This window comes from Campylobacter sp. FU_520, assembly GCF_025772385.1.
In the GTDB taxonomy this organism is placed as follows: domain Bacteria; phylum Campylobacterota; class Campylobacteria; order Campylobacterales; family Campylobacteraceae; genus Campylobacter_D; species Campylobacter_D lari_C.
This window is the reverse complement of record NZ_JAKMRZ010000023.1, coordinates 1-15,903: the sequence shown is the minus strand read 5'-3', so window position 1 is coordinate 15,903 and position 15,903 is coordinate 1. Positions and strand designations below refer to the sequence as shown.

At 29.5% G+C, this 15,903-nt stretch carries 15 protein-coding genes and 1 pseudogene; 11 read left to right on the top strand and 5 right to left on the bottom strand.

Annotated elements, in window-relative coordinates; all coding sequences use genetic code 11:
• The 5 genes and pseudogenes from L8W55_RS07320 to bamA all read right to left on the bottom strand — a co-directional run.
• Window positions 1–380: pseudogene (locus L8W55_RS07320) on the bottom strand (hypothetical protein); the annotation flags it as partial.
• Complete coding sequence (gene dksA, locus L8W55_RS07315; protein ID WP_087699412.1) at window positions 377–733, bottom strand: RNA polymerase-binding protein DksA; 357 nt, start codon at window positions 731–733, stop codon at window positions 377–379. The pseudogene L8W55_RS07320 and the gene dksA, both read right to left, overlap by 4 nt.
• A gap of 8 nt (window positions 734–741) precedes the next feature.
• Window positions 742–1,197, bottom strand: coding sequence for a 23S rRNA (pseudouridine(1915)-N(3))-methyltransferase RlmH (locus L8W55_RS07310; RefSeq protein WP_263678041.1), 456 nt, complete (start codon window positions 1,195–1,197; stop codon window positions 742–744).
• 3 nt (window positions 1,198–1,200) lie between these two features.
• Window positions 1,201–2,043, bottom strand: a complete 843-nt coding sequence (gene accD, locus L8W55_RS07305; RefSeq protein WP_263678040.1) for an acetyl-CoA carboxylase, carboxyltransferase subunit beta — start codon at window positions 2,041–2,043, stop codon at window positions 1,201–1,203.
• A 50-nt stretch (window positions 2,044–2,093) separates the two neighbouring features.
• Window positions 2,094–4,310 (bottom strand): outer membrane protein assembly factor BamA, encoded by a 2,217-nt coding sequence (gene bamA, locus L8W55_RS07300; RefSeq protein WP_263678039.1) that lies wholly within the window; start codon window positions 4,308–4,310, stop codon window positions 2,094–2,096.
• Window positions 4,311–4,387: 77 nt separating this feature from the next.
• On the opposite strand from bamA, the gene L8W55_RS07295 reads away from it, so the two are divergent.
• The 11 genes from L8W55_RS07295 to L8W55_RS07245 form a co-directional block, all read left to right on the top strand.
• Complete coding sequence (locus tag L8W55_RS07295; protein ID WP_263678038.1) at window positions 4,388–5,215, top strand: prephenate dehydrogenase; 828 nt, start codon at window positions 4,388–4,390, stop codon at window positions 5,213–5,215.
• Window positions 5,216–5,288: 73 nt separating this feature from the next.
• Window positions 5,289–6,668, top strand: coding sequence for a M23 family metallopeptidase (locus L8W55_RS07290; RefSeq protein WP_263678037.1), 1,380 nt, complete (start codon window positions 5,289–5,291; stop codon window positions 6,666–6,668).
• 2 nt (window positions 6,669–6,670) lie between these two features.
• Window positions 6,671–7,555, top strand: a complete 885-nt coding sequence (gene lpxC, locus L8W55_RS07285; protein ID WP_214099828.1) for a UDP-3-O-acyl-N-acetylglucosamine deacetylase — start codon at window positions 6,671–6,673, stop codon at window positions 7,553–7,555.
• A 41-nt stretch (window positions 7,556–7,596) separates the two neighbouring features.
• Window positions 7,597–8,001 carry a glycoprotease gene (locus L8W55_RS07280; protein ID WP_039627839.1) on the top strand — a complete coding sequence of 135 codons (405 nt, stop codon included), beginning with the start codon at window positions 7,597–7,599 and terminating at the stop codon, window positions 7,999–8,001.
• An 8-nt stretch (window positions 8,002–8,009) separates the two neighbouring features.
• Entirely contained in the window at window positions 8,010–8,888 is an 879-nt protein-coding gene (gene thrB / locus L8W55_RS07275) for a homoserine kinase (protein ID WP_263678036.1), read from the top strand.
• A gap of 271 nt (window positions 8,889–9,159) precedes the next feature.
• Window positions 9,160–11,793 carry a translation initiation factor IF-2 gene (infB, locus tag L8W55_RS07270; RefSeq protein ID WP_263678035.1) on the top strand — a complete coding sequence of 878 codons (2,634 nt, stop codon included), beginning with the start codon at window positions 9,160–9,162 and terminating at the stop codon, window positions 11,791–11,793.
• A complete protein-coding gene (gene rbfA, locus L8W55_RS07265; RefSeq protein WP_257397653.1) occupies window positions 11,790–12,152 on the top strand; it encodes a 30S ribosome-binding factor RbfA in 363 nt (120 codons plus the stop codon). Before infB ends, rbfA begins: the two co-directional genes overlap by 4 nt.
• Window positions 12,142–12,564 carry a ribosome maturation factor RimP gene (gene rimP / locus L8W55_RS07260; RefSeq protein ID WP_039625257.1) on the top strand — a complete coding sequence of 141 codons (423 nt, stop codon included), beginning with the start codon at window positions 12,142–12,144 and terminating at the stop codon, window positions 12,562–12,564. Before rbfA ends, rimP begins: the two co-directional genes overlap by 11 nt.
• A 72-nt stretch (window positions 12,565–12,636) precedes the next feature.
• A complete protein-coding gene (locus L8W55_RS07255; RefSeq protein WP_263678034.1) occupies window positions 12,637–12,924 on the top strand; it encodes a hypothetical protein in 288 nt (95 codons plus the stop codon).
• A gap of 11 nt (window positions 12,925–12,935) precedes the next feature.
• Window positions 12,936–15,320, top strand: coding sequence for an AAA family ATPase (locus L8W55_RS07250; RefSeq protein WP_263678033.1), 2,385 nt, complete (start codon window positions 12,936–12,938; stop codon window positions 15,318–15,320).
• Window positions 15,310–15,903, top strand: a 594-nt coding sequence (locus L8W55_RS07245) for a 5-methylcytosine restriction system specificity protein McrC (protein WP_412175275.1), incomplete at its 3' end; no start/stop codon positions are given. The genes L8W55_RS07250 and L8W55_RS07245, both read left to right, overlap by 11 nt.

The window sequence follows — 15,903 nt, the reverse complement described above, 5'->3', positions numbered from 1 at the left end:
TCATCTATTTTAGGATTTTGAATTTTTTCTTTAAAACAAAGAGCTTGAGTGTTTTTTGCTATATTTTGAAATTCTTGAGTTTTAAATTTAACCCTACTCATTTTTTTTAAAAAAATATCAATAATAAAATTTTCATAATTTTTACTATCTTTAATTAGATTTTTATATTGTAAATGTTTTAAAAAGCCATAAAAACTCATATGTGCTAATGCTAATATCATTAAAAATAAAGCAGGTAAAACAACCCATAAGCTAATAGGCAAATTTAATTCAAAAGTAGAAATTGTGAAAGTGTAATTTCCTAAGTTTAGATTATAAACTAAGGCTGCAACAATTAAAAGATAAACTAAACTTGCAAAGAAAAACAATCTTATTTTCATAGCTCTTTCCTTTTTTCTAGGGTTTCACGGCAATTGATACAGTATTTTGCGTGAGGTTTAACCTTAAGTCTTTCAGGATGAATATCATCTTCACAATACTCACAAATACCATAAGTATTGTTATCTATTTTGCTTAATGAATGTTTAATTTCTTCTAACTCGGCTTTTAAATTTTCATTGATTTTAAAGTCAATATGAGAGCTATTGTCAATTTGTTGCAAATCAACTTCATCTCTAGGTTCACTATCTTGTAGATTATGGATATTATTTATATTGCCCTGAAGCTCTTGTAAAATTTCTTTTTGTCTTTGAAGTAATATATTTTTAAATTCTTCAAGATTTAATTCTTGCATAAACGCTCCTATTTGTGATATGGGTGATTTGTATTAATGCAAAATGCACGATAAATTTGCTCTAAAAGCATAGTTTTGGCAAATTTATGCACTAAAGTCATTTTACTAAGAGCTATGCTTGTGTGCATTTGTGCAATAAATTCTTGCTCAAATCCATAAGCACCGCCTATAAAAAAAGAAATTTCATTTTTATCTTGTAATAATCTTGCAAATTCTACACTTGTAAGTTCTTTACCTTTTTCATCTAAGGCTATACAAAAACCTTTTTTATAAGGAATTAGTGCATTTGTATAAGATTTTTTTGCTTCTATGGTATTAGTGTTTTGTGCTTGATTGATTTTATTATTAAAAATACAAGTATCATTAAAACTGCAAAATTTTTTGATGAGCTTAATATAATGCTCATCTATTTTGCTAAATTCATCGTTATTGTTTTTTTGAATGCTTAAAAGATTGATTTGCATTTTTTAGTTTTTAGAAAAAAATCTTAAAAAGTCTGCTATAAATTTTTTATGTTCGCTTCTTTCCACAATCGCATCAATCAATCCATGTTCAAGTAAAAATTCAGCCTTTTGAAAGCCTTCTGGTAAATCAGCCCCTATGGTTTGTTTAATTACCCTAGTTCCTGCAAAACCTACTAAAGCACCAGGTTCAGCTAAGATGATATCTCCAAGCCAAGCAAATGATGCACTTACTCCACCCATGGTTGGATCGGTTAATACTGAAATATAAGGAAGTTTTTCTTCTGCTAATAGTTTTAACGCTGCACTTGTTTTGCTCATTTGCATTAAAGAATAAGTGCTTTCTTGCATTCTAGCTCCACCGCTTGCGCTCACTATAACAACAGGGTTTTTTTTCTCAATCGCTCTTTCAATAGCTCTAAGAATTTTTTCACCTTCTACTGAGCCTAAACTTCCTCCCATGAAAGAAAAATCAAAAACAACTAATTGAGTTTTAATGCCATCTATATTACACTCGCCACTTATTATGGCACTTTTTCTTCCTGTTTTTTCTTCATTTTCTGCTAATCTTTTTTTGTATGATTTGCTATCAACAAATTTAAGCGGATCGATTGCATGTAAATCTTTATCCATTTCTACAAATGTACCTTCATCGCTAAGTAGCTCGATGCGTTTTAAAGGGTTTAATCTCATATGAAAATTACATTTAGGACAAACATTATAACAAGTTTCTATTTCTTTATAATACATTAACGCATGACAAGAATTACATTTAACCCAGTGATTTGGAGCTTCATTTGGAGTAGCTTGTTTGCGTCTTATACTAGAAAAAATATCTAAAAAATTCATTATCTCTACCTAAAATAAAATTTCAAAATTATAGCAAGATTTTAGTATTTTTAAAATCTTGCACCCAACATAAACTCAAATTTGCTCAAATCATCTTTCGAGTTAGTGTTAAATGGTTTAGCAAAAACTAAATTTAAAGCACCTAGTGGAGTTAGCCACTCAAAACCAACACCTGTACTCCATCTTTGAATTTGACTTAAAGAACTCTCACCTATAGCACCATAATCAAAAAATACACTTCCTCTTAGTTTGATTCTATCAAAGATTGGAAAGCTAAGTTCTACTGAGTTAGCAAAAGCCACTGTACCACCTGTTTCATCGCCCCACGCATTTTTAGGGCTTACACTTCTTCTATCAAAACCTCTGATGGTTCCTATACCCCCAAGATATAATTTTTCATTGATAGGTAAATAACCTTGATCCCATACCTTATAAAAACTTGCTTTATAACGATAAATTAAATCCCAACCTATAAATTCTTCTAAGCCTTGATAATAATTAAATTTAGTAGTAGAGCTTATAAATTCTTGATCTCCACCTAAGCCTGCATATTCAAGCGAGGTTGAAGCGATAAAACCTGATCTTGGTAGATAATAATCATCTGTATTGTTAAATACTATTGAAGGAGTAATGGAGCTTTTATAAGTTTTTCCAAGTTTATATCCTTGAGCGATTAAGCGATCACTTAAATGATAAATATCACTTTGCTCAAGATTATAAGTTAAATCAACGCTTGTATATCTTCCTAAGGTTTTACCAACACTTATATCAAAACCATAATTTCTCTCATCATAGCTATCCCATTCTAAACGATCTGAATATAATGATCCTCCAAGAGAATAATCACTATCATTCACTCTAGGATTTCTTAAAGATACTCTACCTGAAAGCGTATCATCGCCTTTGTCTATACTTACACTTCCTTTCATACCAGAACCTAAGATATTTGCATCAGATAATGAAGCACTAAGTAAAATTCCATCACTAGTCCCATAACCAATACCACCTGAGATAGCCCCAGTTGAAGCTTCTTTGACTTCTACTATCAAATCAATATGCGTATCATCTACTCTTTGTTCTTTAATATCTACATTTTCAAAATACGCAGTTCTTCTTAGAGCATTTCTTGAGTCCATTAAATCAGTTCTATTATAAAGATTACCTTCGGTTAGATAAAGTTCTCTACGAACAACTCTATCAACTGTTTTGGTGTTACCTGAGATGATGACATCTCTTATATATACTTTTTCATTTGGTATGACTTTAAAAATAATCATAGCTTCATGATTTTCTTTATCTTTTTGTATATCAGGTATAACTTGTACAAAAGCATAGCCTAAATCTGCTGTTTTAGTTTCTATGGTTTTTATATCTTCTCTTAGTTTTTCTATATTAACTATTTTTCCAACACTTAATTTTAAATCATTTACTAAAGCTTCATTTTCTTCATCACTAAAAATTGGATTAAAAATTTTAATCCCTTTAACTTTATAAACCTCGCCTTCATTGATAAAATAAGTCAAATCAGCTTGATAAGTATCTGTGTAAGTATTTAAAAAAGCAGGAGATACACTCACATCAAGATAACCTTCTTTTAAATATACATCTGAAATTCTTGAGCTATCATTTGCTAAATCAAAGATTTTAAGCTTACCATCATTAAAACCCCACATCCAGCCTAGGGCTTCTCTTTGTTTATTTGCTATTGCAGGTTCAACATCTGAATAACTTAAATTTTTTGCACCGCTTAAATGCACTTTTTCTATGATGATATTTTCTCCACGATTTACAACAAAAGTAAGTTTCAATGAGCTTGAATTACTTAATTTTTCATCTTTGATTTCTACAACAGTGTCATAAAAACCTTTGGCTTGATAAAAAAGCTTGATTTTTTCGGCTGCGTCTTTAGCTGAATTTTCATCATATAAAATTCCAGGTTTTAAACCAACAAGGCTTTCTATTTGTTTTCTATCGTTACTTGCTATACCTTGAATATCTATTTTTCCAATGGAAGGTTTTTCTATTACTTTAAAAGTTAGCACCCCATTTTTTTCTTCTACTACTATATCTTTAAAATAATTTCTATCAAAAAGGTTTTTAATTGCTGTATCTATACTAGCAGGATCAATTTTTTGTCCTATTTTTAATTTAGAAATCGCAATAGCACTTTCTTTAGAAAGTTGCGATAAGCCTTCAAATTTGATATCTTTAATTGTAGCTGCACATAAAGAACTTGAGAGTGCAAAGAAAACAAACCATTTTTTCATCATTTTACCTAAATTTTTATATACAAAATCGTTATAATACCAAAATATTTTTAACTAATGCTTTTTAAGGAAAATTTATGAAAGTAGGTATAGTCGGACTTGGCTTAATAGGCGGATCTTTAGGCCTTAGCTTAAGAGAGAATAAATTAATAGATTTAGTTTGTGGGTATGATATAAACAAAGAATTTGAGCAAATTGCACTAGATAGAAAGTTAATAGATAAAATTGTTTCTTTTGAAGAGTTGAAAAAATGTGATGTGATTTTTTTAGCTATCCCTGTAAGAGCTATTGTAAAAATTTTAAAAGAATTTCAAGGCATTTCTAAAGATTGTACTATCATTGAACTTGGAAGTACAAAAGAAGAAATTATTAAAAATTTACCTTCTTATTTGAAAAGTCAATTTATCGCAGCTCATCCTATGGCAGGAACTGAAAATAGTGGTCCAAATGCAGCTATAAAAGATTTATATAAAAATGCAGTTTGTGTTTTGTGTGATGTGCAAAATGCTGATCATATTCATCAAAAAAGAGCTATAGAAATTTTTTCAGATTTAGGAATGAAGCTTGTATTTATGGATAGTATCGCGCATGATCATCATGCTTCTATCATTTCACACTTACCGCATGTGATTAGTTTTTCTTTGGCAAATTTTGTAATGAAAGAAGAAAACAAAAAAAACATAGCCCACCTAGGTGGTCCTTCTTTTAAAGATATGTGTAGGATTGCTAAATCAAACCCTCAAATGTGGAGTGGTATTTTTGAGCAAAATAAACAAAATTTATTAAATTCTATTGATTTATTTCAAAAAGAATTACAAGAGTGTAAAAAAATGATAGAAAAATGTGATATAAATGAGCTTGAAACTTGGATTAAAAGTGCAAATAAATTAAGAGAAATTCTATAAAATTCTTTATAATTTACTCTTAATTTGCTAAAGAATAATATATTTTTAAAAAAAATAGATTGAAAGTGAAAATATGGTTTTTGCGCGTAAAAGATCAAATAAAAAATGGATTTTTGTAGTTTTTTTAATACTTTTAGCCTTTGTGGTGTTTGTTTTAAATACAAAGTTGTTTGAAAAAAATCCTCCGTTAATTCAAACAAAATCAGATGTAATTTATAGTAATTTAACAGATCCTATATCCATAGAAGTAAGCGATGAAAGTGCTTTAAAAGATATAAAAGTTACTTTATTTAAGGCAAATGAGTTAAATGGTGAAATACTTGTTAATGAGCATGTTAAAGGCAATAAAAAAAGCATTCATTTTGATTTAAAATTACCAAAACCAGCTTATAAAGAAAAAGTTGATTCTTATAAACTTGTAATAGAAGCAAGTGATAGTAGTTTTTGGAATTTCTTTTTAGGAAATCAAGCGCTTAAAGAAGTGAAAGTTATCATTGATACCAAAAAACCACTTGTAGAAATTTTAGATAATTCTTACCAAATCGAACAAGGCGGAGTAGGTAGTGTGGTATTTAAAGCAAGTGATGAGAATTTACAAGAAGTTTATATCACAACTGATAAAGATAAAATTTTTAAAGCAACTCCTTATGTAAAAGAAGGATATTATGCTGCTTTGATTCCTTGGGAGGCTACTGATGAGCACTTTAGAGCTTATGTGGTGGCAGTAGATAAAGCAGGCAATGTAAACAAACAAAGAATTAGGTATTATTTTACTAATAAAAAATACCGTGTATCAAATATAAAAGTAAGTGATAGATTTTTAGATGGTAAGATCGAATTTTTAGCACAAAAATATGCTCCAAAAGATAGAGAATTAAGCAGACTTGAAAAATTTAAATTTGTGAATGAAGATTTAAGAGCTTCTAATGAAGTTATTATTCATGATATTACAAGTAAAGTTCCTGATACTATGATTAATAATTTTAAAGTTAATCTTTTCAAACCTTTAAAAAATGGCCAAAAAGTAGCTGATTATGCTGATCATAGGTTTTATTCTTATAATAATCAAGCGTTTAGTAGCTCTTATCATATGGGGCTTGATTTAGCAAGTGTAAAAGAAGCACCTATCATTAGTAATAACGATGGTGAAGTGGTATTTGTGCAAGAAAATGGAATTTATGGATTAAATATTATTATCTATCATGGCTTTGGTATTTATACTCTTTATGGACACTGCACTAATGTGGATGTAAATGTAGGAGATAGAGTTAGAGCAGGTGATGTTATAGGCACTACAGGTACCACAGGATTAGCACTTGGAGATCATGTGCATTTTGGTGTTTTAGTACAAGGAGTTGAAGTGCGTCCTGAGCAATGGCAAGATGCAAAATGGATAAAAGAAAATATCTATAATGTATTAGAATCAAGCAAAAAAAGAATTTTGAGTGAATAAAAATGAATCAAACAACAATAGCAAAAGAAGTTAAAGGTGTTGGCATAGGTTTGCACAAGGGTGAGCCTATTAGTATAAAATTAGAGCCATTGGAAGCTGGCAGTGGTATAGTGTTTTATAGAAGTGATTTAGGAATTTCTTATGAAGCAAAACCTGAAAATGTCATCGATACGCAAATGGCTACTGTAATAGGCGATCATAGAGGTTATGTTTCTACTATAGAGCATTTAATGAGCGCGATTAATGCTTATGGTATTGACAATGTGCGCATAGTTTTAGATGCTAATGAAGCTCCTGTAATGGATGGTAGTAGCATAGGCTTTTGTATGATGCTTGAAGAAGCAGGCATAAAAGAGCTTGATGTGGCTAAAAAAATTTTAGTGATTAAAAAAAGTGTAGAAGTAAAAGAAGGCAATAAATTTGTGCGTTTAAGTCCTACGGATATGCCTATTATAAACTATACAATCGAATTTGATAATCCTATCATAGGTAAGCAAAATTATTGTTTTGAATTTAGCAAACAAAACTACATAGAGCAAATAGCAAGAGCAAGAACCTTTGGATTTTTAAAAGATGTTCAAGCTTTAAGAGCTATGAATTTAGGTCTTGGTGGAAGTTTAGAAAATGCTGTTGTAATTGATGATAATCGTATTTTAAACCCTGAAGGTTTGCGTTTTAAAGACGAATTTGTGCGCCATAAAATTTTAGATGCTATCGGGGATTTAACCTTACTTGGATGTAGAGTTTTTGGAGACTATACTTCTTATGCAGGTTCGCACAAACTTAATCATCTTTTAACCAAAGAACTTTTAAAAGATCCTAGTGCTTATGAAGTGGTAAGTTTAGAAAAAAGTGCATATAAAGTTTATGAAAAGGTTTTTGCATAAAAAAGGTTACTTTACTTTTAAATGCCATAGCAAAACCTTTGATGCTTGGTATTTATGAAAACGATGTATTGATAAAAACCATTGAGAATGATTTAAAAGTTAGTGAAGTTTTGCCAAAAATATTGCAAGATTTACTTTTACAATATGAGTTTGAAAAGCTTATTTATGTGCATGGACCAGGCTCTTACATGGGTATAAAGATTTCTTATGTTTCTTTTAAAACCCTAGCTATAGTTAAAAACATTCCTTTAAAAGCTATTAGTGCTTTTGAGTTAAACAATAACGCTCCTATAGCCGCTAATAAGCATTTATGTTTTGTAAAAAAAGATGATGAAATTATTTTAGAAAAGACACAGGCGGGAAGCTTTTTTATGCCCCAAAGTTTAAAAGGTTTAAATTTTAGTAAAGAAAATACGCCTTTTTATGTTTTAGATGCGATTAATTAAGGTAAAAAATGAAGATTTTAGTTCCTGCTACAAGTGCAAATTTAGGTCCTGGTTTTGATTGCTTGGGTTTGAGTTTAAAATATTTTAATCAAACCATAGTTGAAAAATCTAAATTTTTTAGCATTAGCATACACGGAGAAGGTGAAAATAATATCTATCTTAAAAAAAACAATACCTTTGTTAATATTTTTTATGAAATTTATCAAAGGCTTAGTGGTAAAAAAGATAATTTCCGCTTTATTTTTCAAAATAATATCCCTTTAGCTAGAGGTATGGGAAGTTCTTCTGCTGTGATAGTTGGAGCCATTGCTTGTGCTTATGAATTAAGTGGGTTTAAAGCGGATAAAAATATCATTTTAAATGAAGCTTTAAAATATGAAAACCATCCAGATAACATAGCTCCAGCAGCACTTGGAGGTTTTGTATGTGCATTAACTCATAATGAAAAAGTTTTAGCTATAAAAAAAGAAGTGGATAAAGACTTACAAGCTGTTATAACCATACCAAATGTAGCGATGAATACTCAAAAATCAAGAGCAGTTTTAGCTAAAAAAATCAACCTAGAAGAGGGTGTTTTTAATCTTTGCCATGCTTCATTTTTAACTGCTTGTTTTTTAGAGAAAAAATATGATTTATTAAAATATGCAAGTTTGGATAAACTTCATCAAAATCAAAGAATGAAGCTTTTGCCCGAGCTTTTTGAAGTGCAAAAACTAGCTTTAGATAATAATGCTCTCATGAGCACGCTTTCAGGTTCAGGCTCGAGTTTTTTTACTCTAGCTTATAAAGATGATGCTAAACAAATCAAAGAAAAAATCAAAAATAAATTTGCTAAATTTAGAGTTGAGCTTTTAGAATTTGATGATGAGGGCTTTAAAATTTGCTAAAAATTCCAAAAAAAAGATATAATTTTGAAAAATCATATACCCATTAGAATGTGCATTGTTTGCAAAGGCCGTTATGAAAAGCAAGGTTTGCATCAATTCCAAATAAAAAATTCTCAAATTATCACTAAAGTGGAATTTGGCAGGAGTTTGTATATTTGTAATTCATGTTTTGATAAAGATGAAAAAACATTGCAAAGGGCTTTTATGAGAGCTTGCAAAGGCAATTTTCATGGTAATATAAATCAGCAGGATTTAAAGGAGATATTTTTTAATGGCAGATGTAAAGATTAGCGAGATCGCTCAAGAGTTAGGATATACAAGTAAAGAAATTATAGAAAAAGCCAATGAAATGGGCTTAGAAGATATCAAATCCCCTAACAAAAAAGTATCTTCTGAAATTGCAGAGGCGATTTATCAATACGTTCAATCCGGTGAAATACTGGATGTGGTAAAAAAAGTAGCCAAACCTAAAAAAGAAAGTGCAGCAAAAAAAACTACTAAAAAAGAAGAAAGCAAAAAAGAAGAGAAAAAAACTACTACTAAAAAAGAAGGTAAAAGCCCTACTAAAGCAGTAAGTGAAAAAAAAGATGAAATAAAAAAAGAAGAAAAACAACCTGAAAATCCTATAAAAAATGAAGCATTAGAAGAAAAAAAAGAAGAAATTAAACTCGATGAAAAGCTAGGTTCTAATTTAAATTTAGCCAAAAGAAGAGGCTTGGTCATCGTTAAAAAGAAAAAAGAAGAAAGCAAAGAAACTCAAATAAACAAAGAAGAAAAAGTTAGTACACAAGCTACTCAAGGTTTAAGCCTTAGTATGATTTTTTCAAATTCAGATGAGAATTTAAAAAGAAAGAAAAAAGAAAAGAAAAATCATCCTGTAGCAAGCAAAAAAGAAAGTACTACTAAAATGGATCTTTTGGGAGATAAAGACTTTGCTGATATTTCTTTAGAAGATGATGATATGGTGGTTTTACCTGATTTTAGTGTAAAAGAAAACAAACCAGCACAACCAGCAAACAAAAAACAACCAAATATTTTAAAGCAATCTTTAAATAATTCTATCAATCCATTTGGCGAGGGTGGTATACAAAGAAGAAGTCGTAAAAAGCCACCTAAAAAGGTAGAGAAAAAAGAAAGCGAAGCGATCACAAGCGTAAGTATACCTAAAGAAATTCGTGTGTATGAATTTGCTGAAAAACTTGGTAAAAACACCGGAGAAGTTATCTCTAAACTTTTCATGCTTGGCATGATGACGACTAAAAATGACTTTTTGGATGAGGATGCTATAGAAATTCTTGCTGCTGAATTTGGCGTGGAGATTAATATCATTGATGAGGCTGATGAGTTTGATTATGTAAAAGACTATGATGAAAATCAAACAGAAGAAAATTTAAGCCAAAGAGCTCCAGTTATCACTATCATGGGGCATGTGGATCATGGTAAGACTTCTTTGCTTGATTATATAAGAAAATCACGCATTGCAAGTGGTGAAGCAGGTGGGATCACTCAGCATGTTGGTGCTTACATGGTGAAAAAAAATGGTAGAAAAATCACTTTTATCGATACTCCAGGCCATGAGGCATTTACTGCTATGCGTGCAAGGGGAGCTAGTATAACGGATATTGTTATTATCGTAGTAGCTGCAGATGATGGGGTAAAACCACAAACTAAAGAAGCGATTAATCATGCAAAAGCAGCTAATGTACCTATCATCATTGCTATTAATAAAATGGATAAAGAAAACGCAAATCCTGACATGGTAAAAACTCAGTTAGCAGAAATGGACATCATGCCAGTAGAATGGGGTGGAAGTCATGAGTTTGTACCAGTTTCAGCTAAAAAGGGTGATGGTATAGAGGATTTACTTGAAATTGTATTATTGCAAGCTGATATTTTAGAGCTTAAAGCAAACCCAAAAGCTCATGCTAAAGCAAGTATTATAGAATCTTCAGTACAAAAAGGTAGAGGTCCTGTGGCTACTATCATCGTGCAAAATGGTACTTTAAGAGTGGGAAATACTGTCGTAGCAGGGGAAGCTTATGGTAAGGTGCGTGCTATGAGTGATGATCAAGGCAAAGCTTTAAAAGAAATAGGCCCAGGTGAGTGCGGGGTGATCATAGGTCTTAGTGAAGTAGCTGATGCAGGAGAAACGCTAATAGCTGTAGATAGCGATAAACAAGCAAGAGAATATGCTAATAAACGCCATGAATACAACCGCCAAAAAGAATTAAGCAAATCCACTAAAGTAAGTATAGATGAGCTTGGTGCTAAAATTAAAGAAGGCAATTTAAAAGCCCTTCCTGTGATCTTAAAAGCAGATGTGCAAGGTTCACTTGAAGCGATTAAGGCTAGTTTAGAAAAACTTAAAAATGATGAGATCAAGGTTAATATCATCCATAGTGGGGTAGGTGGGATTACTCAAAGCGATATAGAGCTTGCAAGTGCTAGTGAAAACTCTATCGTTTTAGGTTTTAATATACGTCCAACTGGTGAGATTAAAGAACGTGCTAAAGATAAAGGCGTAGAGATAAAAACTTATAATGTTATTTATAACTTGCTTGATGATGTAAAAGCCTTGCTAGGTGGTATGATGAGTCCTATCATCTCTGAAGAACAACTTGGTCAAGCTGAAATTCGCCAAGTGATCAATGTGCCAAAATTAGGACAAATCGCAGGTTGTATGGTAACAGAAGGTACGATCAATCGTGGTGCGAAAATCAGACTCATTAGAGATGGGGTTGTGGTATTTGAAGGTAATGTAAGCTCACTCAAACGCTTTAAAGATGATGTAAGAGAAGTTGCAAAAGGCTATGAATGCGGTGTAGGCATAGAAGGTTGTAATGATATGAGAGTGGGAGATTATATAGAAAGTTACAAAGAAGTTGAGGAACAAGTAAGCCTATGAACCCAGCTGAAATCAAAAAGCTACGCACAGAAAGCATTTTAAAAGAACTTATACCAGAAGCTTTAGCAAATTTAGACAATGAAGCTTTAAAAAACTTGTGTGTAGTAGATGTGGAGTGTAAAAAAGGCAGATACGATGCTTTTGTGTATTTAGATAAAATGTTTTTTAATGCCCAAGAGCAAGAAATCATACTCAATCAACTTAAAAAAGCTGCCCGTGCTTTGCAAAATTACTGCATGAGTGAGCAAGGATGGTATAGATGTCCGAATTTTCACTTTAAATTTGATGATAGATTAGAGTATCAAAACCACATGGATGCTTTATTTGAAAAAATCAAAAAGGAACAAAATGAATCTTGAAGCACTTTGTAAAGAAGCAGGGCTTAGCTTTTATGATGATGAGCTAACAAGTGAAAATGGTAGAAAGATTTATAGAATTTATGTGCAAAAAGAAGGTGGGGTAAATCTTGATGATTGTGCTAGACTTAGCGAAATTTTATCGCCTATTTTTGATGTAGAGCCACCTGTGAGTGGGGAGTATTTTTTAGAAGTATCAAGCTGTGGGCTTGAGAGAAAACTTAGCAAAATCGAGCATTTTGCAAAAAGCATTAACGAACTTGTAAAAATCACAACTAGTGAAAAAGAAAAAATCGAAGCAAAAATCATCGCCGTAGATGATGAAAATATCACTTTAGAAAATTTAGAAACTCAAGAAAAAACTACTATAAATTTTAGCGATATAAGAAAAGCTAAAACCTTCATACAATGGTAAAAATTTAGAAATCTAAATTTTTACTTATCTTTTGTATAATTAAATTTAAATATAAAAGCAAAAAGGCGTATAATGCTTGAAAATAAATATGATTATAAAATCAGTAAAGCAGATAAAAATGGTAATGTGTATTATCATTTTCCAAAAGATGAAGATGAATTTAAAGAAGCAGTTGTAAAAAATGGTGGCATGAGTGTGTATGTTTATCAAGATGATAAATTAATAGATGAATTTCATACAAAAAGTCAAGGCTATAAATGGACTTCACCTGTTTTTAATTATTTAAAAACTATGAATAAAAATAGGGAAAGATTTTATAGATATTATAAAAATTGCAAGTTATTTGCGGTTGTGGATTAAAAGGAAATAGTATGAATATTAATTTAAACGAAGAACAAAAGAAAAATATAAAGAATAATTTTTTAGAATTTCAAAAAATTTGGACTTTGGAAAAAGTTAAAGATATGACTCTTGAAGAGTATACTAGCACCAAAAAGGATAATCCGGATAGAAATGATTTTACTTTTTGGATAGAAAATAAACTCGATGATATAGGAAGTATTTGGGGTGGTTCTAGTTTTAAATTTGGTATATATAAAAGAAATTCTAATGATGATAAAGAAAATTTAAAAGGTAAAATTTACAATGACAATTATGCTTGGTTATCTAAATATGGAAATAATCAAGATGAAGCTTTTGATAAAATAAAACAAACAATTGTAGATATAATACAAGCAAGTAAAAATAATGACTTTAAAACTATAGAAAATATAGATTTTGGAGATGCTACTAAATGGAAAATAGCTTTTCATTATCAAGATGTAAATAATATAAAAATAGTTAATATTTTTTCTAAAAATGTTTTAGACTTAATATCTTTGAATGAATTTAAAGAAAAATTAAAAATATATCAAATTTATGAGAAATTGTTAGAAAATAAAAATTTATCATTAATCAAAATGATAGAAAATATAGCTATTCCTTTATGGGTTGAGTATGGAATAAACATAAAAAAAATGAAAAAATTATTTTGTGAATATTTAAGTAAAAGAAATATAGATACTTCTAGCATAAAAAAATATGCTTCAGCTGTAGAAAATATATCTAATGAATTTTTGAAAGATAATTTATATAGTTGCAATTTATATAATTTTGATCAAAATATAGAAAAATTAAATAAAAATAATAAATTTGTATTAAAAAATAATAATGGAAATAAAATGTATTCTGTTGCTTTAAAGCATTATAGAACTTTTTTATACAATTTTGAAAGACAATTTTTAAATAATGAAATAATGGATAAGGAATTAAATATGAAAAATCCACCTTTAAATCAAATTCTTTATGGGCCTCCAGGAACGGGGAAAACTTATCACACTATAGATAAAGCTTTAGAGATTTTAAATGAAAATTTAGAAAATAGAGATGATAAAAAAGTAAAATTTGATGAGTATGTTAAAAACGGACAAATAGTTTTTACTACTTTTCATCAAAGCTATGGATATGAAGAATTCGTAGAAGGTATAAAGCCTCACATAGATAGAGAGGAAAATTCTAAGAAAATAGAATACGAAATAAAAGATGGAATTTTTAAAGAACTTTGTGAAAAAGCTTTGGATAAAAAAAGAAAAATTAACAATGATATATCTATCGATAAAAATTCAAAAGTTTGGAAAATTTCTTTAGGGGCCAATGCTTCATTAAGAAGTGAGTGTTTTGAAAAAAATAAAATTTGTATAGGTTGGAGTGATATTCCAAAGAACAAAGATGAACGTTTTTTAAATTTAGGTTCAAATGATAAAAATAGCATAATAAGTTTTGTAGAATACATGCAAATAGGGGATTTAGTATGTGTTTTTAATACTTCAGAAACTATAAAGGGTGTTGGAATTATTACAAGCGATGTTAAATATAATGAAGACAAAAAATATCAAACATATAGAGAAGTTAGTTGGATTTCTCAAAATGATGAAATAAACATTCTTGATTTGAATAATGATAAAATTTTAGTGCAAAAAACCGTTTATGAATTATATAGAATTAATCCTAATGATTTATTAGCAAAGATAAGCCAACCAAATAATCTTGAAGATGTAGAAGATAATACAAAAAAGAAATTTATAATCATCATAGATGAGATTAATCGTGGTAATGTAAGTAAGATTTTTGGTGAGCTTATAACCTTGATAGAGCCTAGCAAAAGGATAGGTGAAGAAGAGGAAATAAAAGTAAAATTACCTTATAGTGGTAAAGATTTTGGAGTGCCTAAAAATGTTTATATCATAGGCACTATGAATACGGCTGATAGAAGTATAACTTCACTTGATACAGCATTAAGAAGACGTTTTGAATTTATCGAGATGATGCCTGATGTTGAAGAGTTAGAAAAATCAAAATATAAAGATGTAAATTTAAAAAAATTATTAGAATCTATAAATACTCGCATAGAATACTTACTAGATAGAGAAAAGACTATAGGACATGCATTTTTTATAGGTATTGATAATTTAGAGAAATTAAAAAAAGTTTTTCAAAACAAAATCATTCCGCTTTTGCAAGAGTATTTTTATAATGATTATGCATTGATTGACGCGGTTTTAAATGAAAATGGTATGCTAGAAAAACAAGATACAAATAATGATTATTTGAAAAATATTACAAATTTTATAGAAAGAGATAATGGTATTTATAAATTTAGTAATAGCAAAGATTGGGATAAAAGCACTTTTATAAAAATATATGAAAATGATAAATAATAATACCTTTTCTATTATCGAATACCAAACCTTTTCTAACGAAGATTTAAAAGAAATTTTAAAAGAAAAAGCTGAAATGTTTTATAAAGAGCTAGAAGACTTTGCAAAAAATAATGAAAGTCTTCTAGGCTTTAAAAATAAAAATACTTTAAAAGCTAAAAATTATGTAGGCATTATACAAACTAAAAGTGGTGTTTTGGAGATCTTGCCAAAATGCACAAATTTAGATAGATATAAAAATGAAGAATGCAAACCATCTGCTATATCGAAAGAAAAACTACTAAAAGCTTATGATATAAAACAAATAGATCAAACCAAAAGTGATGAGAATTTTTATGGAGAAGATTTTAATTTCAACCCCAAAAATCTTTTAATCAATATGCTAAAAACTTTAAAAAATTCTCCATTTAAAAATAGCAATATCTCTTCTTTGCAAGTTTCTAATATGTCTTTGTTTGAGATTTTTATCACTATGTTTTTAGATGAATTTGATAAAGTATATAAAAAAGGTCTTTTAAGATCTTATGTAAATTGTGAAGAAAATAGAGCTTTTTTGAAAGGAAAGTTGCTATTTAACGAGCAT